We start from the raw sequence: 22,848 nt of genomic DNA on the forward strand, positions 1-22,848 counted from the left end.
CGTTTCACGGAATGATACTAGTTTAGACAGCCATCAAGGGAGAAAAATGGAGGAATTATGAAACCCGGTACGGATTCATCCTGATTGTGGCGCGCTTTGCGAGACGTTACGCAACAATCGACAACGAAAAAAGCGCTGGCGAAAAATGGCGTTAGAGTGGCGGCAAGGCGATGAAGGAGGTAAGCCACAGATTTCAGCAGGACGCTGAAACGGGAAAGCCCCTCCCGAGGAAGGGGCCAGAATAAGGAAAGGGTTATGATGAAGTTGGTCATCATACTGGTGATATTCTTAGTCATTAGCTTCCCGGCTTACTAAGACACCAGGGGGAGGGGCGACCCTCCCTTACCCTCACTCCTGAAACTAAGCCACACCAACGCTAATGTCAATGCGTTTGCTTGCAGCCTGCGAGGCGGTTAGCGGAAAACAACTTCCGCCCAGCGCACCAGTCCGGCGGTCACCGAGCCAAAGTCATCGCCGCCGGCAATCGGAATGCCCGGCAATTGCGTCGCCAGCGCTTTTTTAATCAGCGACGAGCGGGCGCTGCCGCCGGTCAGGTAGATCACATCCGGTTTCTCCTGAGCGTTATCCAGCGCCAGTTGCACTTGTTCCAGAATGCGCGTGAGCGGCTGATCCAGCGCCGTCTCCAGCCCCTGCTGGCTGATGGCGATCGCCAGTTCATCGCTGATAAACGGCAGCGTGGCGACGACGTCCTGCTGGTCGGAAAGGGCGATTTTGCTCTCTTCGGCGCAGCGCACCAGACGATAGCTCAGCCGCTGACGCCAGACCTTCAGCAGCAGCGCCACTTTCTCCGCTTCGCGGGCATCGCGCGCCAGAGCATCCAGCAGGCGACCGTTGGCGCTGCTGTAGAACTCGCTTTGCGCCGGGACGTCGTTAATGGCGACGGCGTTCCACCACGGCAGCACCGGCAGGGCGATGCCTTTCTCCGTTTCGCCGCCCATGCCGAGCAGCGGCATCAGGTTTTTGAAGGCCAGCGCGATATCCAGATCGTTGCCGCCGACGCGACAGCCGCTGTGCCCGAGCAGGCTTGATTGGCGATCGACGCGATGCCGCCACTGCGGTCCCATCAGCAGCAGCGAGCAGTCGGTGGTGCCGCCGCCGATATCCACCACCAGCACGCGTTTTTCTTCCTGCAATGTGGCCTCAAAATCCAGCCCCGCTGCCACCGGTTCGTACTGAAATACCACGTCCTTAAATCCGGCGCGGGTCGCCGCCCGTTGCAGAATGCCCTGTGCCTGGCGGTTGGCCTCATCGCCGCCCAGCCCCTGAAAGTTAATCGGGCGGCCAATCACCGCCTGGGTGATGCTCTCCGGTAGCTGATTCTGCGCCTGATGGCGGATATGCAACATCATCGCGCAGACTAAATCCTCAAACAGCGCGACCTGCTGCGGCTTAAGTCCGCTGGCGCCGAGAAAGGATTTTGGCGATTTAACGAAGTAGAGATCTTCCGGGTCGTCAACATAGTGCCCGAGCGCGGCGAGACCAAACTGGACGCTGCTGCTGTGTACCTCGATATCTTCGTCGCGGTTAAAGTGGATAGCCCGACGCAGCAGCGCCTGCGTTTCGTCATCCGGCGTCGGCACGCCATGATGGCGATAGAGCCATTCGCTCACCGATTCGCGGGTCGGCGCGCAGAGCATCGACGGCAACAGCGTACTGTCATTTTCCATTTTCAGCAGCTGTGGCTTCCCGTCGCGCATCACCGCCACTGAACAGTTCGCTGTTCCGTAATCAAAACCAATAAACACCTTCATTATCCCCATGCCAGTGAAGAAGGGGCGTGACTTTAGCGAAATGTCCAGGCGACGACAACTGGAATATGAAAGCAAGGCGGAAGATGCGAATAGCGTTTATGCTCAGGGTTTGCAGAAAAAGGAGAAGGTGATGTTTACCCTGAGCTGGCAGCCGCCTTACGACTGGTCGTGGATGTTGGGATTTCTTGCCGCCCGTGCGGTGAGCGGGATCGAAACGGTGGATGAGATGCGCTATACGCGCAGCCTGGCCTCTGGCAAGCAACGCGGGCTTATCACCATGGTGCCCGATGAACGGACACATACGCTGAGGGTCAGCTTAACGCCGGGCCTGTTGCCGGTCGCCGGGATTTGCCTGGAAAAAATAGAGCGGTTGTTTGACCTGCGCTGTGAACCGGCGCTTATCACCGACGCTCTCGGCGAGCTGGGGGCGGCGCGTCCGGGGCTGCGTCTGCCGGGATCGGTGGATACGTTTGAGCAGGGCGTGCGGGCGATCCTCGGACAGCTGGTCAGCGTGGCGATGGCGGCAAAGCTGACGGCGAAAGTGGTTCAGCGCTATGGTGAGCCGCTGGCCGAAGCGCCGGGCTATCTCTGTTTTCCCACCCCTGAAAAAATTGCCTCTGCCGACCCGCAGGAACTGAAAGCGCTGGGAATGCCGCTCAGACGCGCCGGGGCGCTGATTTACCTGGCGCGCGCCGCGCTGGACGGGACCTTTACCGCTCATGCCCCTGCGGATATCGAGTCGGGAGTCAGGGCGTTGCTGGCGTTTCCGGGGATCGGGCGCTGGACGGCGAACTATTTCGCCCTGCGCGGCTGGCAGGCCAAAGATATCTTTTTACCGGATGATTACCTGATCAAACAGCGCTTTCCGGGGATGACGCCCGCGCAGATCCGCCGCTATGCGGAGCGCTGGAAGCCCTGGCGATCCTATGCGCTGCTGCACATCTGGTACACCGACGGCTGGCAGCCGTCAGTTGATGGCGAAGTAGCTGGTATTCAGTAGCAGATCCAGCGGCTGCGCTTCAGCGATGATATCGCCATAGATTTGATCGATGCCGATCCCCGACAGCGTATCCATCACCACAGGCGCTTGCACTGGACCGGCGATGGTTTTGCAACCGAGGCGCTGGGCGTGCCCCTGGATGATCGACACCAGCATTTCATCCATCAGGTTGCCGTGAATACTGGCGCTGAGATCGCTGTCGAGCAGCAGATAATCGGCCATATTTTTGCTCATCAGATTGAAGATTTGCAGGTCGCGGCTAATCTGGCTGAGAATAATTCGGCAGCCCGCCTGGCGGAGCTTCTGCATCGCGCTGACGCTTTCCTGCGGATGCAATAACAGCGCTTCCGCCGGAATAATCAGGTGCAGCAGCCGTCCCGGCAGGGGGCTGAGCTCCAGCTGGCGCAGCAGCTCATCCATCAGCGTCGTGCTGGTTAATCCGGCCACCGACAGCGGCAGGGCGATACTCAGCCCTTTACGGGCAACCGCCGGCGCGGCGTGGTGGAAAAACTCATGGAAGACCCGGCGATCGAGGGCATGAGTCAGCGCCGGATCGGCTAAGCCGGTACGGAAAGCCTGTTCTTCCATGACTTCGCCTTCGCTGGTCCACAGGCGCAATGATACCAGCCAGAGGCTACGCGCTTCCGGTATGCGTGGGGACGCCACCGCACGGGCGATCATCAGCAGATGGTTTTCTTTAATCATGTGCCACTGCTCATCCAGCGACATCATCGCCCGTTCGTGAGCCGCCATCTCCTGCTGCGGTTCATAGACGGTCACCCGGCCGCGACCGCTGTTTTTCGAGGCGTAGCAGGCAATATCGGCCTGCGACATCACCTCCACGGGCTGACAGTTATTGTCGTCAATCAGCGTAATGCCCGCGCTGGTGCCGACCCGGTGCAGCCGTCCTTCCCACATAAAGTGATAGTCGTTAACGGCGGTGATAATGCGGGTGGTAATAACGCGCGCGTTCTCAATATTACAGTCGGGCAGCAGCAGGCCGAACTCATCTCCGCCGAGACGCGCCAGCACGTCGCCCGGGCGCAGCGTACTGAGCATCAGCTGCGACAGTTCACGCAAAAGCGCGTCGCCCGCGGCGTGACCGGCGCTGTCGTTAACGGCTTTAAAACGATCGAGATCGATAAACACCAGCGCATGATGCTGATGTGAACCGCGCACCGTCTGCAACAGCTGGCGGAGTTTATTTTCAAAGCTGGGACGGTTGGTCAGATGAGTCAGGGCGTCATGGGTCGCGCTGTAGCTAAGCTGGCGCAGCATTTTGCGCGACTCGGTGACGTCCTGAATGACCAGAACGGAGCCGATATTTCCGCCGTTCAGCGTGCTGAGCGGGGTAATGCTGTAATGAATGTCGTAGCTGCCGCCGTTGCGGCAGTGAAGCACCACGTCCTGCTCAATGGCGGAACGGGACATATCTGCGCTGTAAATGTTTTCCATCAGGGGGCCGCTGTCGCCGAAGGTGATATGCATCACCGTCAGCAGCGGCATACCGATGGCGTTTTCCTGCTGCCAGCCGCTCATCGTCTCGGCAACCGGATTCATAAAGGTCACCTTCATATCGACGTCAATACAGACCACCGCTTCGCCGATGGAGTCGAGCGTAATGTGCAGACGCTCTTTTTCCTGAAACAGCGCCTCGTTAAGCCGCTTATTGGCCCGTTCGGTCTGCTTGAGGTCGTTGATATCTTCAATCTGGGCAATAAAGTAGAGCGGGGTGCCGTCGGGCTGACGCACCAGGGAAACGGCCAGCAGCGCCCAGACCACCTCGCTGCTGCGCGTGTAGTACCGCTTTTCCAGCGAGTAGCTGTTGATCTCGCCGCGCACCAGCATGTCGAGCTGGCCCAGATCGTTATTCAGATCTTCCGGCCAGGTCAGCTGCTGGAAGGTCATCGCGCGTAGCTCGTCCTGGCTGTAGCCGAGAAACTGGCACAGCGCTTTGTTGACCTGCAACCATTGCCCCTCGGTGCCGACCAGCGCCATGCCGATGGCGGAGTATTCCATGGCGTTACGAAAACGCTCTTCGCTTTCGGTGATGTGCTTGCGCTCGGCGCGAAAGGCATACATCACCATGGTCATAATATTCGCTGGCAGCAAAATCATTAAAAAAGGCAGCCACGGCAGGTGATTCATAATGTGAACTTTTGGCGTGGCCAGCAGCGTGGGATCGGCGGCCATCATCAACGACACCATCATCACCGTGACGAGAAAAATTAAAAAGGCTTCCATGCGCGGCAGTCGCACCGCGCTCCACATCAGTAATACGATCACGCAGGTAAACGGCCAGGGCACAAATTTCATCGCCAGCCAGCTCAATATCAGGGTGATGGTCAGCGTCAGCAGCGTTTCCAGCAGCAGGCGGGGATTGCGGTGGCGCAGCAGATAGTGCGGCTTAAACAGCAATCCCAGCGGCACCAGCGCCAGGGCGCCGATGGATTCCGACAGTACCCAGATCAGAAACGCCTTCAGCGGCGTTTCCTGTGGCGACAGCATCCACACCAGAACCCCGCCGAGCAGCGGCGGGATCACCGCGCTGCCGAACGCCAGGCGAATCCAGTCGTTGAGATTTTGTAACGGGTTGTACTTTGGCAGGAGCTTTCGCAGCAGCAGCGCGCCTGCCGCCGCTTCGATGATATTAATGGCGGTGTAGGCGAAATTGAGCGCCTCAGGCGGAAACAGCACCAGCGACGCGCCAATGCTGCCCAGCGAACAGGCGAGGGCGATTGCCGGCCACATGCGCCCGGCATGGCGGTAAAAGGCCACCATCATAATCGACGTCGGAAACCAGAGCGGCGCTAACGCATTGCCAAACTGGGATAATTCCAGCGAAAAGAGCGTAAAACCAAAGGCCGCCAGTCCTAAACTGACGAAGCGCAGCAGAGGGTGCGGCAAGGTAACTAAAACATGTTGATATTGTTTATCCATTACCCTGTATCCGAATAGCGGGGAACATCGCGAACTCTGACGCGTCAATGTTTATGCTAGTACAAACATTTTACAATTTATATCCCGATTGCTCATAATTTGACATTATCAGGCGATTAATTGCCGCTTGCGGGAAGTAAATTCTGCGGCTGGGGTAAAAATGCCTCTTTTAATTTACGCAAGAGAACGGCGGGGCGCGATTTCGCCGCGGTGCATCTTGCCCTTTTTTGTGTATAATTGTCGGCGTTTGACGCTCCGGCGTCGCCCTTCCTTACATCCAGGTTATTCAGGTCGCTAAATTTATGACTGATCAGTCTCATCAGTGCGTCATTATTGGCATTGCCGGCGCATCGGCTTCTGGCAAAAGTCTCATTGCCAGCACTCTTTATCGTGAATTACGTGAACAAGTGGGTGACGAGCATATCGGTGTTATTCCCGAAGACAGCTACTATAAAGATCAAAGCCATCTGTCGATGGAAGAACGCGTTAAAACCAACTACGACCATCCAAACGCGATGGACCACAGCCTGCTTTTCCAGCATCTGCAAGCCCTTAAACGGGGAGCCGCGATTGAACTGCCGGTTTACAGCTACGTCGAACATACCCGGATGAAAGAAACCGTTCGCGTGGAGCCGAAGAAGGTCATTATTCTGGAAGGCATTTTGCTGCTGACCGACGCGCGACTGCGCGAAGAGATGAACTTCTCGATTTTTGTCGATACCCCGCTGGATATCTGCCTGATGCGCCGCATCAAGCGCGATGTGAATGAGCGCGGCCGCTCAATGGACTCGGTGATGGCGCAGTATCAGAAAACGGTACGCCCTATGTTCCTGCAATTTATTGAACCGTCCAAACAGTATGCGGATATTATCGTCCCGCGCGGCGGCAAAAACCGCATCGCTATCGATATTCTGAAAGCGAAAATCAGTCAGTTCTTTGAATAAGCCCTGCAAATTGTGTACCGTTCAGTGATAACCTGGTTTGCCCTTAATGCACAACGCGTTAAGGGCCTGCTGCACGAAAGGAGAGAGTGCCATGCGTTTGTGCGACCGAGATATTGAAGCCTGGCTTGATGAAGGCCGTTTGTCGATCAACCCGCGTCCGCCGGTAGAGCGTATCAATGGCGCGACGGTGGATGTGCGCCTGGGCAATAAATTTCGTACTTTTAGCGGCCACACCGCAGCATTTATCGATTTAAGCGGACCTAAGGCCGAAGTCAGCGCCGCCCTTGACCGGGTCATGAGCGATGAGATTGTGCTGGACGATGGCGAGGCGTTTTATCTCCATCCTGGTGAACTGGCGCTGGCGGTGACCTACGAGTCGGTGACGTTACCGGCGGATCTGGTGGGCTGGCTGGACGGGCGTTCGTCGCTGGCGCGTCTGGGCTTAATGGTGCACGTTACCGCGCACCGTATCGATCCGGGCTGGTCCGGCTGTATCGTGCTGGAATTTTATAACTCCGGTAAACTGCCGCTGGCGCTGCGCCCCGGTATGCTGATCGGCGCATTAAGCTTTGAGCCGCTTTCCGGTCCGGCGCTTCGGCCTTATAACCGTCGTGAAGACGCGAAATATCGCGATCAGCAGGGCGCTGTCGCCAGCCGGATTGACAAAGACTGAGTCTGTTCCATTGAGGATAGCATGAGACGATTTCTGACGACGCTGATGATTTTGCTGGTCGTGCTGGTGGCCGGCTTTTCCGCGTTAGTACTGTTGGTCAATCCAAACGACTTCCGTAGCTACATGGTGCAGCAGGTCGCCGCGCGCAGCGGCTATCAGCTGCAGCTGGATGGCCCGCTGCGCTGGCACGTCTGGCCTCAGCTCAGCATCCTCTCCGGACGAATGGCGCTAACCGCGGAAGGCGCCAGCGAACCGCTGGTGCGCGCCGATAATATGCGCCTCGATGTCGCGCTGTGGCCGCTGCTCAGCCACCAGCTCAGCGTGAAGCAGGTGATGCTGAAAGGCGCGGTCATTCAGCTGACGCCGCAAACGGAAGCGGCGCGCGGTGAAGATGCGCCGGTTGCGCCAAAAGACAATAACCTGCCGGATGTGGCGGAAGATCGCGGCTGGTCGTTTGATATCGCCAGCCTGCGGGTTGCCGACAGCGTGCTGGTTTTTCAGCATGAAGACGATGAACAGGTCACCGTACGCGATATCCGTCTGAAAATGGAACAGGATAAGCAGCATCGCGGTACTTTTGAGTTCTCCGGGCGCATTAACCGCGATCAGCGCGATCTCAATCTGGCCTTCAGCGGAACGGTGGATGCCTCCGATTATCCGCATAATCTTTCCGCCGCGATTTCGCAGCTCAGCTGGCAGTTGCAGGGGGCCGACCTGCCGAAACAGGGCATTCAGGGGCAGGGGCAACTGCAGGCGCAGTGGCAGGAGGAGCAGAAAACGCTTTCCTTCAGTCAGCTTAACCTCACGGCCAATGACAGCACCCTGACCGGCAGCGCGCAGGTTGCGCTGGCTGAACAGCCGACGTGGCGCATTGACCTTAATTTCCCGCGGCTGAATCTGGACGCGCTGATGCCATTGCCTGACCGCGCCGTCAGCAACGGTATGGAGCAGCAGGGCGCCGCAACGCCGCCGCTGGCGCGTCCGGTGATCGCCAGCCGGATTGATCAGCCAGCCTACCAGGGGCTGAAAGGTTTTTCGGCGGATATCGCGCTGAAAGCGGATACCGTGACCTGGCGGGGAATGAATTTCACTGAAGTTACCACCCGGATGACGAATCAGTCGGGCGTTCTGGATATTGCCCGCTTGCAGGGTAAGCTTGACGGCGGAAGCCTCTCGCTGCCCGGATCGCTGGATGCCCGCGGCGAACAGCCGCGGGTGGTGTTCCATCCGCGGCTGGAGGATGTCGAGATTGGCGCCATTCTGAAGGCGTTTAACTATCCCATCGCGCTGACCGGTAAAATGTCGCTGGCCGGGGATTTTTCCGGCGCGGATATTGACGCCGAGGCGTTTCGCCATCGCTGGCAGGGGCAGGCCCATGTTGAAATGCGCGATACGCGTATGGACGGCATGAACTTCCAGCAGCTGGTGCAGCAGGCGGTTGAGCGCAGCGGCGGCGATGTGGAATCCCTGCAAAGCGATGAGAACGCCACGCGTCTGGATCGTTTCGTTACCGACCTGACGCTGGATCACGGCAAGCTAACGCTCAACGGTATGGAAGGGGCGTCGCCGATGCTGGCGATGACCGGCAACGGCGTTCTCGACCTGGTTGACCAGTCCTGCGATACGCAGTTTAACGTGCGGGTGCTGGGCGGCTGGAAAGGGGAAAGCAAGCTGATTGATTTCCTGAAAAGCACGCCGGTTCCGCTCAGGGTCTACGGCAAGTGGCAGGCGCTGAATTATAACCTGCAGGTGGATCAACTGCTGCGTAAGCACGTACAGGATGAAGCGAAGCGCCGTCTGAACGACTGGGCGGAGCGGAACAAAGATACCCGCGACGGCAAGGATGTGAAGAAGCTGCTGGATAAGCTGTAAGTGTACGCCGGATGGCGGCGCTGCGCGCTTTATCCGGCCTACATATCTTCTCCGGATTATGGATGTGGGGCTGTAGGCCTGATAAGTGTAGCGCCATCAGGCGTGAACTGCCGGATGGCGGCGCTTCGCGCCTGATCCGGCCTGGAGGGCATGAATAGGGGCTGTAGGCCCGATAAGCGCAGCGCCATCGGGCGTGAACTGCCGGATGGTGACGCTTCGCGCCTTATCCGGCCTACAGGGCATGAACAGGGGCTGTAGGCCTGATAAGCGTAGCGCCATCAGGCGTGAACTGCCGGACGGAAGCGCTTCGCGCCTGATCCGGCCTACAAGCATGCATAGCATTCAGGCCAGATTCTACTACGCGTCGTATTCCGCCTCTTCGTCCATGCGTAACGGAATTAACTGCACCTTCTGTACGCGATGGCTTTCCACCTGTAACGTTTTCAACAGGTAATTACCCACCTGAACTTCTTCACCCTCTTTCGGGATGCGCTGTAAATATTCCATCAACAGACCGGCGATGGTGTGATACTCGCGCTTTTCATCAAGCGGCAGGGGAACATACTGCACCAGATCTTCCAGCGGCATATGCCCGTTCGCCGTCCATGACCCGTCTGGGTTTTTCTGAATATCGTGACGAGCATCGATCTCCTCCACTTCGTTCGGTAGATTCCCGGCGATGGTTTCCATCACGTCGCTCAGGGTAACAATCCCTTCCACCGAGCCGAACTCATCGACCACAAAGGCAAAGTGCGTACGCGCGTTACGAAACTGCTCCAGCGCCGGCAGCAGCGGCAGCGTTTCCGGGAACACCAGCGGCTGGCGAATCAGAACGCGTAAATCGAGCGCTTCCCCGCGCAGCGACTGCTGCAACAGGTCAATCACATGCACCACGCCGAGCAGATCTTCCTGCCCGTCCTCGGCGGTCACCACCAGACGCGTATGCTGGTTTTTCTCCAGCAATGCGCGGATCTCAGCCTCCGGCGCGGAGAGATCGATATGCTCGATATCGTGGCGCGAGGTCATAATGCTGCTGACGGTGCGCTGATTCAGATTCAGCACGCGCTCAATCATCCGCCGCTCCTGCGGGTTGAAGATCTGGCTGTCGTCATGATCGACCAGCATCGAGGCCGTCTGCGCATCCAGTTCGGCATCCTCTTTTTTACCGCTTAACAGACGCATCACCGCTTCGGTGGTTCGCTGGCGCAGCGTATGGTTTGCCGAGAGAAAACGACGGCGGTTGAAGATAGCGAGCTGATTCAACGCTTCAATCATCACCGAGAAGCCAATGGCGGCGTACAGGTAGCCTTTCGGAATATGGAAGCCAAAGCCTTCCGCCACAAGGCTGAAGCCGATCATCAGCAGGAAGCTCAGGCACAGAATGACAATAGTCGGATGGCTGTTGACGAAGCGGGTGAGCGCTTTGCTGGCGAGCAGCATCAGGCTGATGGCGATAATCACCGCCGCCATCATCACCGCCAGATGATCCACCATGCCGACGGCGGTAATCACCGAGTCGAGCGAGAAGATGGCGTCAAGCACCACGATTTGCGCCACCACGCCCCAGAATTTCGCCCCTTTGCGCTGGGTGGGATTTTCGCTGTCCTTCCCTTCCAGCCGTTCGTTAAGCTCCATCGTCGCTTTGAACAGCAAAAAGAAACCGCCGAACAGCATAATCAGATCGCGCGCGCTGAAGCTTAAGCTGTGCACGCTAAAGAGCGGCTTCGTCAGGGTGACCAGCCACGAGATGGACGCCAGCAGTAGCAGGCGCATCAGCATCGCCAGCAGCAGGCCGGTAATCCGCGCCCGGTCGCGCTGGGCGGGAGGCAGTTTTTCAGCGAGGATGGCAATAAAGACTAAATTATCAATGCCGAGGACCAGTTCGATTACCACTAGCGTGACAAGTCCGGCCCAGATTGACGGATCGGCAATCCATTCCATAGTAAGCGTAAAACCCTTCGTTATATGACAATTGTCACAATCCGATCATGGATAAAGCTGGCGGAAAATGCAATGCCGCAGCGGAATTTATCCCACATTTATATTCTGCGATGCTTTCGCGAATAACCTTAAAGTTTTTGTTTGTAATAAATATCGCGCTGCAAAACATTTAGGAAATATCGCAGGTTGGTTTGCTGAAATAAATTTTGTCAACATCAAGGAATTCCTAAAAAGGTGTTTTTACAGGGCTTAATATTAATCTTAAAAACAAACAATCAGCGATTTGTTACCTTGCCTGCTAATAGGTTAGCTGTAACAATTCTTCCAGCGTTAATGATGGCTGTGGAATTATATTGGCTGACCATCCGCGGCATTAATAGCCAACATTCTAATTACCCTGACGTTTCTCCGTATTGATGAGAGAATACGACGTGGCAAACAAAAAATTAATCTAATCAGTGCATTGGTAGCTATAAAGCCAAGGGCGGTAGCGTGTCTGGATGCCTGATGACGAGTCTGCATTATTCTGTCAATAGCTTACGGATGAATTCAAATTTTTTAGGACTGATGCCAGTTAAATTTCTTTTCAATTAACTGCAATGTAAATGTGTACGGCGAAGTCGCTATTTAAATTGCACAGGATAATTACTCTGCCAAAGTGATAAATAATCAATGATGAAATCCAAAATGAAATTGATGCCATTATTGGTGTCGGTAACCTTGATAAGCGGTTGCACAGTTCTTCCGGGCAGCAATATGTCGACGATGGGAAAAGACGTGATTAAACAGCAGGACGCTGATTTTGATCTCGACCGGATGGTGAATGTGTATCCGCTCACTCCGCGTCTGGTTGAGCAATTACGCCCGCGCCCCAACGTCGCCCAGCCGAATATGTCGCTGGACCAGGAGCTTGCCAGCTATCAGTACCGCGTCGGCCCCGGCGACGTACTGAACGTTACGGTCTGGGATCACCCTGAACTGACCACCCCAGCGGGGCAGTACCGCAGCTCCAGCGATACCGGCAACTGGGTTCAGCCCGACGGCACCATGTTTTATCCCTACATCGGCAAGGTGAGCGTGGTCGGAAAAACGTTGGCAGAAATTCGTAGCGATATTACCGGGCGCTTAGCGAAGTACATCGCTGACCCGCAGGTGGACGTTAATATCGCCGCTTTCCGTTCGCAAAAAGCTTACATCTCCGGACAGGTCAATAAATCCGGCCAGCAGGCGATCACTAACGTGCCGCTGACCGTCCTTGATGCGATTAACGCCGCCGGTGGGCTGACCGAAGACGCCGACTGGCGCAACGTGGTGCTGACCCACAACGGTAAAGAGCAGCGCATCTCTCTGCAGGCGCTGATGCAAAACGGCGATCTCAGCCAGAACCGTCTGCTCTATCCGGGCGACATTCTCTATGTCCCGCGTAATGACGATCTGAAAGTGTTCGTGATGGGTGAAGTGAAGAAACAGAGCACCCTGAAAATGGACTTCAGCGGCATGACCCTGACCGAAGCGCTGGGCAATGCGGAAGGTATCGATCTGACCACCTCCAACGCCAGCGGCATCTTCGTCATTCGTCCGCTGAAAGGCAAAGGTCAGGGCGGCAAGATTGCCAATATCTATCAGCTCGATATGTCTGATGCGACCTCTCTGGTCATGGCGACGGAATTCCGTCTGCAGCCTTACGACGTGGTGTATGTCACCACCGCCCCGGTTGCGCGCTGGAACCGTCTGATCAATCAGTTGCTGCCGACCATCAGCGGTGTCCGTTACATGACGGATACGGCCAGCGACCTTCATACCTGGTAATCGCCATGTTTAACAAAATATTAGTTGTCTGCGTGGGGAACATCTGCCGTTCCCCGACGGCAGAGCGCCTGTTGCAGCGCTATCACCCTGAACTGACCGTTGAATCCGCCGGGCTTGGCGCGCTGGTGGGCAAGGGGGCGGACGCCTCGGCGCTGAGCGTGGCGGCCGACCACGGCCTCTCCCTGGACGGGCACTGCGCGCGGCAGATAACCGGGCGACTGTGCCGCGACTACGACCTGATTCTGGCGATGGAAAAAAAGCACATTGCTTCTCTGCACGAACTGGCGCCGGAAATGCGCGGCAAGGTCATGCTTTTCGGGCACTGGGACGATGAGCGCGAAATTCCCGATCCGTATCGCAAAAGCCGCGAGGCGTTTGAAGCGGTGTACGCATTACTTGAACGGTCTGCCCGCCAGTGGGCGCAGGCACTGAATGCAGAGCAGGTAAAATAATGACAGAAAAAGTAAGACAGTCTGCCGCTCCGGCAACCGGCAATGATGAAATTGATATCGGCCGTCTGGTCGGCACCGTCATTGAAGCTCGCTGGTGGGTGCTGGGAATTACGGCGGTTTTTGCGCTTTGCGCGCTGATTTATACCTTTTTCGCCACCCCTATCTATAGCGCCGACGCGCTGGTGCAAATCGAGCAAAACACCGGCAACTCACTGGTGCAGGATATTAACTCGGCGTTAGCCAACAAGCCGCCGGCCTCCGAAGCGGAGATCCAGTTGATTCGCTCCCGGCTGGTGTTAGGCAAAACGGTGGATGACCTCGATCTTGATATTGCGGTCACTAAAAACACCTTCCCGCTGTTTGGCGCGGGCTGGGAACGGCTGATGGGACGGCAGAACGAGACGGTAAAGGTCACGACCTTTACCCTGCCGAAAGGGATGAACGAGCAGGTGTTCACCCTGCAAGTGCTTGACGATAAAAACTACGCGCTGACCAGCGACGGCGGCTTTAGCGCCCGCGGCCAGACGGGACAAACCCTGAGCAAAGATGGCGTGACGATGGTGGTCAGCGACATCCATGCGCGTTCGCAGACCGAGTTTACCGTCAATAAATTCTCCACCCTCGGGATGATCAACAACCTGCAAAACAACCTGACGGTGACCGAAACCGGTAAAGATACCGGCGTACTGAGCCTCACCTTTACCGGCGAGGATCGTGAGCAGATCCGCAAAATCCTCGACAGCATCACCCGCAACTATCTGGAACAAAACGTCGCGCGTAAGTCGGAAGAGGCGGCGAAAAGCCTGGCGTTTCTCGCCAAACAGTTGCCGGAAGTGCGCAACCGCCTTGATGTCGCAGAGAACAAACTCAACGCCTTCCGCCAGGATAAAGATTCCGTGGATCTGCCACTGGAGGCGAAAGCGGTGCTGGATTCGATGGTCAACATCGACGCCCAGCTGAACGAGCTGACCTTTAAAGAAGCGGAAATCTCGAAGCTGTTCACCAAAGCGCATCCGGCCTACCGTACGCTGCTGGAAAAACGGCAGGCGCTGGAAGATGAAAAAGCGAAGCTGAACGGTCGCGTGACGGCGATGCCGAAGACGCAGCAGGAGATCGTGCGCCTGACCCGCGACGTCGAGTCCGGTCAGCAGGTCTATATGCAACTGCTGAACAAGCAGCAGGAGCTGAAGATTACCGAGGCCAGCACCGTCGGCGACGTGCGAATCGTCGATCCGGCGATTGCCCAGCCGGGCGTGCTGAAGCCGAAAAAAGCGCTCATTATCCTGGGCAGCATTATTCTCGGCCTGATGCTGTCGATCGTCGGCGTTCTGCTGCGCTCGCTGTTTAACCGCGGTATCGAAAGCCCGCAGTTGCTGGAAGAGAACGGCATCAGCGTTTACGCCAGCATCCCGCTGTCGGAATGGCAGAAATCGCGCGATAGCGTAAAAACCATTAAGGGCGTGAAGCGCTACAAGCAGAGCCAGCTGCTGGCGGTGGGGAACCCGACCGATCTGGCGATCGAAGCGGTGCGTAGCCTGCGTACCAGCCTGCACTTCGCCATGATGCAGGCGCGCAACAACGTGCTGATGCTCACCGGGGTCAGTCCCTCTATCGGTAAAACCTTTGTCTGCGCCAACCTCGCGGCGGTGATCAGCCAGACCAACAAGCGGGTGCTGCTGATCGACTGCGATATGCGCAAAGGCTATACCCATGAACTGCTTGGCACCAATAACGTCAACGGCCTGTCCGATATTCTGGTCGGCAAGGGCGATATCGCTTCCTGCGCCAAACCGACCTCGATAGCCAACTTCGATCTGGTGCCGCGCGGCCAGGTCCCGCCGAACCCGTCGGAACTGCTGATGAGCGAGCGCTTTGGCGAGCTGATCGCGTGGGCCAGCAGCCGCTACGACCTGGTGCTGATCGATACCCCGCCGATTCTGGCGGTGACCGACGCGGCGATTGTCGGTCGCCACGCTGGCACCACCCTGATGGTCGCGCGTTATGCCGTCAACACGCTGAAAGAGGTGGAAACCAGCCTCAGCCGCTTTGAGCAGAACGGCATCCAGGTTAAAGGGGTGATCCTCAACTCCATCTTCCGCCGCGCCACCGGATACCAGGATTACGGCTATTACGAGTACGAATACAAGTCAGATTCAAAATAATACGTTGCCTGAGGGCGCAGCGCTTATCAGGTCTACCGGGGCGGGACGGTAGGCCGGATAAGGTGATTACACCGCCATCCGGCACACTTCGGGATATGAGCATGACAACAGACAATACATTGATTTCAATTTATATGCCCACCTGGAACCGACAGCAGCTGGCGATTCGGGCGATAAAATCGGTGCTGCGCCAGGACTATCGCCACTGGGAGTTGATCGTCGTTGATGACTGTTCTTCCTCATACGAACAGCTACAGCAGTTTGTCGAAGGGTTAAACGATTCGCGCGTGCGCTACACCCATAACGCGGTCAATTCCGGTGCCTGCGCGGTGCGCAATCAGGCGATTTTACAGGCGAACGGCGAGTACATTACCGGTATTGATGACGATGATGAATGGACGCCAAACCGCCTGAGCGTTTTTCTGGCCCATAAGCACCAGCTGACCACCCATGCGTTTCTCTACGCCAACGACTATGTCTGCGAAGGCGAAGTTTACTCGCAGCCGGCAAGCCTGCCGCTGTACCCGAAGTCGCCCTATTCGCGCCGCCTGTTCTACAAGCGCAACATTATTGGCAACCAGGTGTTCAGCTGGGCGTGGCGCTTTAAGGAGTGTCTGTTCGACACGGAGCTGAAGGCCGCTCAGGATTACGACATCTTCCTGCGGATGGTTGTGGAATATGGCGAGCCGTGGAAAGTGGAAGAGGCGACGCAGATCCTGCATATCAATCACGGCGAAATGCAGATCACCTCATCGCCGAAGAAATTCTCCGGCTACTTCCATTTTTACCGTAAGCACAAAGACAAATTCGACCGTGCGAGTAAGAAATACCAGCTGTTTACCCTGTACCAGATCCGCAACAAGCGGATGACCTGGCGCACTTTGCTGACGCTGCTGTCGGTGCGCAATGGTAAACGGCTGGCTGACGGACTGCGGGGGCGCTGAGGATGCTGGACGATCTCCGCGCCAACAGCTGGAGCCTGCGCCCGTGCTGTATGGTGCTGGCCTATCGCGTTGCTCACTTCTGCTCGGTGTGGCGCAAGAAAAACGTACTCAACAATCTGTGGGCCGCGCCGCTGCTGGTGCTCTACCGCCTGATCACCGAATGCCTGTTTGGCTATGAAATTCAGGCGGCGGCGACCATAGGCCGTCGTTTCACCATTCACCACGGTTATGCCGTGGTGATCAATAAAAACGTGGTGGCGGGTGATGATTTCACCATTCGTCACGGCGTCACCATTGGCAACCGCGGCGCTGACAGCCTCGCCTGTCCGGTGATTGGCAACGGCGTTGAGCTGGGCGCCAACGTGGTTGTGCTGGGTGATATCACTATCGGTAATAACGTCACCATCGGCGCGGGCAGCGTGGTGCTCGACAGCATTGCGGATAACGCGCTGGTGGTGGGCGAAAAAGCCAGGGTTAAGGCAATAAAATGAACATTCTGCAATTTAATGTGCGACTGGCGGAAGGCGGCGCGGCTGGGGTGGCATTGGATCTGCACCAGCGCGCGCTGCAAAAAGGGCTGGCCTCACGTTTTGTTTATGGCTACGGCAAAGGCGGCAAGAAAAGCGTCAGCCATCAGCGTTATCCGCACGTCATTAAACAGACGCCGCGCCTGACGTCGGTGGCGAATATCGCGCTATTTCGCCTGTTTAATCGCGATCTGTTCGGCAATCTGAATACGCTTTACCGCACCGTCACCCGCACGCCGGGACCGCTGGTGCTGCATTTCCACGTTCTGCACAGCTACTGGCTGAATCTGGCCGGGGTAGTGGCGTTTTGCGAAAAGGTGAAAAACCACAGGCCGGACGTCACCCTGGTGTGGACCCTGCACGACCACTGGAGCGTCACCGGGCGCTGTGCCTTTACCGACGGCTGCGAGGGCTGGAAGACGGGCTGCCGGAAATGCCCGACGCTGAGCAATTACCCGCCGGTGAAGGTCGATCGCGCCCATGCGCTGGTTGACGGCAAGCGCCAGCTTTTCCGCGACATGCTGGCCCTCGGCTGCCAGTTTATCTCACCGAGCCAGCACGTAGCCGACGCTTTTAACAGCCTGTACGGGGCAGGGCGCTGCCGGATCATTAATAACGGCATTGACGTGGCGACCGAAGCGATTCTTGCCGAATTGACCCCCGTCAGCGCCACTGCGGGTAAACCGAAAATCGCCATTGTCGCGCACGACCTGCGCTACGACGGTAAAACCAGCCAGCGGCTGGTGCGCCAGATGATGGCGTTGGGCGAAAAGATTGAACTGCACACCTTCGGCAAATTCTCGCCGTTTGACGGCGCTAACGTGGTCAACCACGGGTTTGAAACCGACAAGCGTAAGCTGATGAGCGCCCTGAACCAGATGGATGCGCTGGTGTTCAGCTCGCGGGTGGACAACTATCCGCTGATTTTATGCGAAGCGCTGTCGATTGGCGTGCCGGTTATCGCCACCCATAGCGAGGCGGCGCAGGAAGTGCTGCATAAATCGGGCGGCAAAACGTTTGCCGAAAGTGACGTTCTGCGTTTGGTGCAGCTCAGCAAAGCCGATATTGCGCAGGCGGTTTTCGGCGCCTCGCTTGAGGCTTTTCGCGAACGCAGCCGCGCGGCATACAGCGGACAACAGATGCTGGAGGAGTATGTCTCGTTCTATCAGAATCTGTAGCTATCTGCTGCTACCGCTGATCTACCTGCTGGTCAACGTAAAGCTTGCCCAGCTCGGCGAAAGTTTTCCCATCACCATCGTGACATTTTTGCCGGTTCTGCTGCTGCTGTTCGTTGAGCGGATTAACCTGAAAAAGCTGATGATCGCGCTGGGGATCGGCGCCGGGCTGACCGCCTTTAACTACCTGTTCGGCCAGTCGCTGGACGCCAGCAAGTACGTCACTTCGACGATGCTGTTTGTCTATATTGTGATCATTATCGGCATGGTCTGGAGTATCCGTTTTAAAACCATTTCGCCGCATAACCACCGTAAGATCCTGCGCTTTTTTTACCTGGTGGTGGCGCTGGTGGTGATGCTTGCCGCCGTCGAGATGGCGCAAATTATCCTCACCGGCGGCAGTAGCCTGATGGAAAATATTTCGAAATATCTTATTTACAGTAACAGCTATGTTCTGAACTTTATTAAATTTGGCGGTAAGCGCACCACCGCGCTCTATTTCGAACCGGCATTTTTTGCTCTGGCGTTAATCTCAATTTGGCTCAGCATCAAACAGTTTGGTATCAAAACGCCGAAAACAGATGCTATGATTCTGGCAGGGATTGTTTTATCAGGATCGTTTTCCGGGGTAATGACATTTATTCTGTTTTACCTGCTGGAGTGGGCGTTTCAGTATCTGAATAAGGACGCGATTAAGAAAAAGCTGCCGCTGGCGATAATTTCATTAGCCATATTTTTAACCGGGGTGATCGTGGCGTTTCCGTATATCTCCACGCGTCTGGGCGATTTAGGAACCGAAGGCTCATCCTCTTATTATCGCATTGTCGGTCCGTTAGTGATGGTCGGTTATTCTTTGACCCATATTGACGGCGTAGTCAGATTTGGCTCACTTTATGAATATGTCGCATCATTCGGAATCTTTAACGGTGCGGATGTCGGGAAAACAATAGACAATGGTTTGTATCTGCTGATTATTTATTTTTCCTGGTTCGCGGTGTTAATGACGCTGTGGTATCTGGGGAAAATCTTAAAAATGACGCTGAACGCCTTTGGCGATAATCAGAACTTTCGGGTGCAGCTCTATCTTTTTACTCCGGTATCGCTGTTTTTTACCGGTTCGATATTTAGCCCGGAATATGCTTTTTTAATTGTGTGTCCGTTTATTTTGCGCAAAGCGCTCAATATTACAAAAGTATAATGAGGTTATTCCTATGCTGCTCAGCATTATCACCGTCGCGTTTCGTAATCTGGACGGCATTATCAAAACTCATGCCTCACTTGCGCATCTGGCGCAGGCGGACGATATCAGCTTCGAGTGGATTGTGGTGGACGGCGGGTCTGAAGACGGCACCCGTGAGTTTCTGCAAAATCTTAACGATGAGTACCCATTACGCTTCGTCAGCGAGCCGGATAACGGCATTTATGACGCGATGAATAAAGGCATTGAGATGGCGCAAGGGAAGTTTGTGCTGTTTCTCAACTCCGGCGATGTTTTTCATCCGGATGCCGCGCAATTTGTCCGCCAGCTGAAAGCAGAAAAAGATAACGTTATGATTACCGGCGACGCGCTGCTCGATTTTGGCAACGGCCATAAAATTAAACGCAGCGCCAAACCCGGCTGGTATATTTACCACAGCCTGCCGGCCAGCCATCAGGCAATATTTTTTCCGCTCAGTGGGTTAAAAATCTGGCATTACGATTTGCAGTATAAAGTCTCTTCCGACTACGCGCTGGCGGCCAGAATGTATAAATCGGGCTATCGCTTTAAAAAGCTTAATGGGCTGGTGTCTGAATTCTCAATGGGTGGCGTATCGACCACGAATAATCAGGAATTATGCGCAGACGCGAAAAAAGTGCAGCGTCAGATATTACGCGTTCCCGGCTTCTGGGCAGAATTATCCTGGCATCTGCGTCAACGCACCACGGGTAAAACGAAAGCCTTATATAACAAAAATTAGTATAAGGAATCCCTATGCAAGATTTAAGCGGCTTTGCGGTGCCGAAGGGCTTTCGCGGCGGTAATGCCATAAAAGTGCAATTATGGTGGGCGGTACAGGCGACACTATTTGCCTGGTCGCCGCAGGTGCTTTATCGCTGGCGGGCATTTTTACTGCGCTTATTTGGCGCCAGAATCGGCAAAAATGTCGTAATTCGTCCGTCGGCAAAAATTACCTATCCGTGGAAATTAACGCTGGGCGATTACGCCTGGGTTGGCGATGAGGTCAATTTATACACCCTGGGCGAGATTATTATTGGCGCACATTCGGTGGTGTCGCAAAAAAGTTATTTATGTACCGGCAGTCACGATCACGCCAGCGCGCATTTCGATATTAACGCGACGCCGATTGTGATTGGCGAAAAGTGCTGGCTGGCGACGGATGTTTTTGTCGCCCCGGGCGTGACGATTGGCGACGGCACGGTCGTCGGCGCGCGCAGCAGCGTTTTTAAATCGCTACCGGCAAATACGATTTGCCGTGGCAATCCCGCAGTGGTGATACGCGAACGCGTAGAAACTGAATAATTTCTTAAAAGCTGGAGAAAATAAACATGTCTAAAGTCGCTCTCATCACCGGCGTTACCGGGCAGGATGGTTCTTACCTGGCGGAACTGCTGCTGGAGAAAGGTTACGAAGTACACGGCATTAAGCGTCGCGCGTCGTCTTTTAATACCGAACGCGTCGATCATATCTATCAGGATCCGCATACCAGCAACCCGAAATTCCATCTGCACTACGGCGATCTGACGGACTCTTCCAACCTGACCCGCATCCTGCAGGAAGTTCAGCCGGATGAAGTGTACAACCTCGGCGCGATGAGCCACGTTGCCGTCTCCTTTGAGTCGCCGGAATACACCGCCGACGTGGACGCGATGGGCACCCTGCGTCTGCTGGAGGCGATTCGCTTCCTCGGTCTGGAAAAGAAAACCCGTTTCTATCAGGCGTCCACCTCCGAGCTGTACGGTCTGGTGCAGGAGATCCCGCAGAAAGAGACCACGCCGTTCTACCCGCGTTCGCCGTATGCCGTGGCCAAACTGTACGCCTACTGGATCACCGTTAACTACCGTGAATCTTATGGCATCTACGCCTGCAACGGCATTCTGTTCAACCACGAATCGCCGCGCCGTGGCGAAACCTTCGTTACCCGCAAAATCACCCGCGGCATCGCCAACATCGCCCAGGGGCTGGAGTCCTGCCTGTACCTCGGCAACATGGATTCGCTGCGTGACTGGGGCCATGCGAAGGATTACGTCAGGATGCAGTGGATGATGCTGCAACAGGATCAGCCGGAAGATTTCGTTATCGCCACCGGCGTGCAGTATTCCGTGCGTCAGTTCGTTGAAATGACCGCCGCGCAGCTGGGCATCAAACTGCGCTTTGAAGGCGAGGGCGTCAATGAGAAAGGCATTGTGGTTTCCGTCACCGGCCATGACGCGCCGGGCGTGAAGCCGGGCGATGTGATTGTCGCCGTCGATCCGCGTTATTTCCGTCCTGCGGAAGTGGAAACCCTGCTGGGCGACCCGGGTAAAGCGCACGCGAAGCTGGGCTGGAAACCGGAAATTACCCTCCAGGAGATGGTTTCGGAAATGGTCGCCAAAGATCTGGAAGCGGCGAAGAAACACTCCCTGCTGAAATCGCACGGCTACGAGGTTGCCATCGCGCTGGAGTCCTGAGAATGAGCAAACAACGTATTTTTATCGCCGGTCATCGCGGCATGGTGGGTTCCGCGATTAAACGCCAGCTCGAACAGCGCGGCGACGTGGAGCTGGTGCTGCGCAGCCGCGACGAACTGAACTTACTGGATAGCGCCGCGGTGCAGGCGTTCTTCGCGAACGAACGCATTGACCAGGTCTATCTGGCGGCGGCGAAGGTCGGGGGGATTGTCGCCAACAATACTTACCCGGCGGATTTCATCTATGAAAATATGATGATAGAGAGCAACATCATTCACGCCGCGCACCTGAACGACGTGAACAAGCTGCTGTTCCTCGGCTCATCCTGCATCTACCCGAAAATGGCAAAGCAGCCCATTGCCGAGAGCGAGCTGCTGCAGGGGACGCTTGAGGCGACCAACGAGCCGTACGCCATCGCAAAAATTGCCGGTATCAAGCTGTGTGAATCCTACAACCGCCAGTATGACCGCGACTACCGTTCGGTGATGCCGACCAACCTGTACGGGCCGCACGATAATTTCCACCCGAGCAATTCGCACGTCATCCCGGCGCTGCTGCGTCGCTTCCACGAAGCGACCGTCGAAAACGCGCCGGACGTGGTGGTGTGGGGCAGCGGTACGCCGATGCGCGAGTTCCTGCACGTCGATGATATGGCGGCCGCCAGCATTCACGTGATGGAGCTGGCTCGCGAAGTCTGGCAGGAGAACACCCGACCGATGCTGTCGCACATCAACGTCGGCACCGGCGTGGACTGCACCATCCGCGAGCTGGCGCAGACGATCGCGCAGGTGGTGGGCTATAAGGGACGGGTGGTGTTTGACGCCAGCAAACCGGACGGCACGCCGCGCAAATTGCTCGACGTGACCCGCCTGCATCAGCTGGGCTGGTATCACGAGATCTCGCTGGAGGCGGGCCTTACCAGCACCTACCAGTGGTTCCTTGAGAATCAGCACCGTTTCCGGGGGTAA

At 56.1% G+C, this 22,848-nt stretch carries 19 protein-coding genes; 16 read left to right on the forward strand and 3 right to left on the reverse strand.

What is annotated here, in order from left to right; all coding sequences use genetic code 11:
• The first annotated feature begins 255 nt into the window (after window positions 1–255).
• Window positions 256–315 (forward strand): type I toxin-antitoxin system Ibs family toxin, encoded by a 60-nt coding sequence (locus tag K7R23_RS15415; RefSeq protein ID WP_148222138.1) that lies wholly within the window; start codon window positions 256–258, stop codon window positions 313–315.
• 98 nt (window positions 316–413) lie between these two features.
• On the opposite strand, the gene yegD is transcribed toward K7R23_RS15415, so the two are convergent.
• On the reverse strand, window positions 414–1,766 hold the full coding sequence (gene yegD, locus K7R23_RS15420; RefSeq protein ID WP_012906408.1) for a molecular chaperone: 1,353 nt from the start codon (window positions 1,764–1,766) through the stop codon (window positions 414–416).
• 136 nt (window positions 1,767–1,902) lie between these two features.
• Between yegD and alkA the strand changes: the two genes are divergently transcribed.
• The gene (gene alkA / locus K7R23_RS15425; RefSeq protein WP_012906407.1) at window positions 1,903–2,772 is read left to right on the forward strand and encodes a DNA-3-methyladenine glycosylase 2; all 870 of its coding nucleotides are present in this window, start codon (window positions 1,903–1,905) and stop codon (window positions 2,770–2,772) included.
• Here alkA and K7R23_RS15430 read toward each other — a convergent pair.
• The gene (locus K7R23_RS15430) at window positions 2,740–5,712 is read right to left on the reverse strand and encodes a PAS domain S-box protein (RefSeq protein WP_012906406.1); all 2,973 of its coding nucleotides are present in this window, start codon (window positions 5,710–5,712) and stop codon (window positions 2,740–2,742) included. The genes alkA and K7R23_RS15430 overlap by 33 nt on opposite strands.
• A gap of 302 nt (window positions 5,713–6,014) precedes the next feature.
• Between K7R23_RS15430 and udk the strand changes: the two genes are divergently transcribed.
• The 3 genes from udk to asmA all read left to right on the forward strand — a co-directional run bounded on the left by udk (window position 6,015) and on the right by asmA (window position 9,201).
• Window positions 6,015–6,656 (forward strand): uridine kinase, encoded by a 642-nt coding sequence (udk, locus tag K7R23_RS15435; protein WP_012906405.1) that lies wholly within the window; start codon window positions 6,015–6,017, stop codon window positions 6,654–6,656.
• A 91-nt stretch (window positions 6,657–6,747) separates the two neighbouring features.
• On the forward strand, window positions 6,748–7,329 hold the full coding sequence (gene dcd, locus K7R23_RS15440; RefSeq protein WP_012906404.1) for a dCTP deaminase: 582 nt from the start codon (window positions 6,748–6,750) through the stop codon (window positions 7,327–7,329).
• 21 nt (window positions 7,330–7,350) lie between these two features.
• On the forward strand, window positions 7,351–9,201 hold the full coding sequence (asmA, locus tag K7R23_RS15445) for an outer membrane assembly protein AsmA (protein WP_012906403.1): 1,851 nt from the start codon (window positions 7,351–7,353) through the stop codon (window positions 9,199–9,201).
• A gap of 357 nt (window positions 9,202–9,558) precedes the next feature.
• Here asmA and K7R23_RS15450 read toward each other — a convergent pair whose 3' ends face one another.
• Window positions 9,559–11,142, reverse strand: coding sequence for a TerC family protein (locus K7R23_RS15450; protein WP_012906402.1), 1,584 nt, complete (start codon window positions 11,140–11,142; stop codon window positions 9,559–9,561).
• Window positions 11,143–11,814: 672 nt separating this feature from the next.
• On the opposite strand from K7R23_RS15450, the gene K7R23_RS15455 reads away from it, so the two are divergent.
• The 11 genes from K7R23_RS15455 to fcl all read left to right on the forward strand — a co-directional run bounded on the left by K7R23_RS15455 (window position 11,815) and on the right by fcl (window position 22,848).
• On the forward strand, window positions 11,815–12,951 hold the full coding sequence (locus K7R23_RS15455; protein WP_012906401.1) for a polysaccharide export protein: 1,137 nt from the start codon (window positions 11,815–11,817) through the stop codon (window positions 12,949–12,951).
• 5 nt (window positions 12,952–12,956) lie between these two features.
• Window positions 12,957–13,403, forward strand: coding sequence for a low molecular weight protein-tyrosine-phosphatase Wzb (wzb, locus tag K7R23_RS15460; protein WP_012906400.1), 447 nt, complete (start codon window positions 12,957–12,959; stop codon window positions 13,401–13,403).
• Window positions 13,403–15,565, forward strand: a complete 2,163-nt coding sequence (wzc, locus tag K7R23_RS15465; protein WP_012906399.1) for a tyrosine-protein kinase Wzc — start codon at window positions 13,403–13,405, stop codon at window positions 15,563–15,565. Before wzb ends, wzc begins: the two co-directional genes overlap by 1 nt.
• A gap of 101 nt (window positions 15,566–15,666) precedes the next feature.
• Window positions 15,667–16,509 (forward strand): colanic acid biosynthesis glycosyltransferase WcaA, encoded by an 843-nt coding sequence (gene wcaA, locus K7R23_RS15470; RefSeq protein WP_024132741.1) that lies wholly within the window; start codon window positions 15,667–15,669, stop codon window positions 16,507–16,509.
• 2 nt (window positions 16,510–16,511) lie between these two features.
• The gene (gene wcaB / locus K7R23_RS15475) at window positions 16,512–17,000 is read left to right on the forward strand and encodes a colanic acid biosynthesis acetyltransferase WcaB (RefSeq protein WP_012906397.1); all 489 of its coding nucleotides are present in this window, start codon (window positions 16,512–16,514) and stop codon (window positions 16,998–17,000) included.
• Window positions 16,997–18,214 carry a colanic acid biosynthesis glycosyltransferase WcaC gene (gene wcaC / locus K7R23_RS15480; RefSeq protein ID WP_012906396.1) on the forward strand — a complete coding sequence of 406 codons (1,218 nt, stop codon included), beginning with the start codon at window positions 16,997–16,999 and terminating at the stop codon, window positions 18,212–18,214. Before wcaB ends, wcaC begins: the two co-directional genes overlap by 4 nt.
• The gene (wcaD, locus tag K7R23_RS15485) at window positions 18,189–19,409 is read left to right on the forward strand and encodes a colanic acid polymerase WcaD (RefSeq protein ID WP_012906395.1); all 1,221 of its coding nucleotides are present in this window, start codon (window positions 18,189–18,191) and stop codon (window positions 19,407–19,409) included. Before wcaC ends, wcaD begins: the two co-directional genes overlap by 26 nt.
• 13 nt (window positions 19,410–19,422) lie before the next feature.
• On the forward strand, window positions 19,423–20,169 hold the full coding sequence (gene wcaE, locus K7R23_RS15490; RefSeq protein ID WP_012906394.1) for a colanic acid biosynthesis glycosyltransferase WcaE: 747 nt from the start codon (window positions 19,423–19,425) through the stop codon (window positions 20,167–20,169).
• Window positions 20,170–20,183: 14 nt separating this feature from the next.
• Window positions 20,184–20,732, forward strand: a complete 549-nt coding sequence (gene wcaF, locus K7R23_RS15495) for a colanic acid biosynthesis acetyltransferase WcaF (protein WP_012906393.1) — start codon at window positions 20,184–20,186, stop codon at window positions 20,730–20,732.
• A 26-nt stretch (window positions 20,733–20,758) separates the two neighbouring features.
• Window positions 20,759–21,880 carry a GDP-mannose 4,6-dehydratase gene (gmd, locus tag K7R23_RS15500; RefSeq protein ID WP_012906392.1) on the forward strand — a complete coding sequence of 374 codons (1,122 nt, stop codon included), beginning with the start codon at window positions 20,759–20,761 and terminating at the stop codon, window positions 21,878–21,880.
• 2 nt (window positions 21,881–21,882) lie between these two features.
• Window positions 21,883–22,848, forward strand: a complete 966-nt coding sequence (fcl, locus tag K7R23_RS15505; RefSeq protein ID WP_012906391.1) for a GDP-L-fucose synthase — start codon at window positions 21,883–21,885, stop codon at window positions 22,846–22,848.

The sequence above is a fragment of the Citrobacter rodentium NBRC 105723 = DSM 16636 genome (assembly GCF_021278985.1).
In the GTDB taxonomy this organism is placed as follows: Bacteria; Pseudomonadota; Gammaproteobacteria; order Enterobacterales; family Enterobacteriaceae; genus Citrobacter_A; species Citrobacter_A rodentium.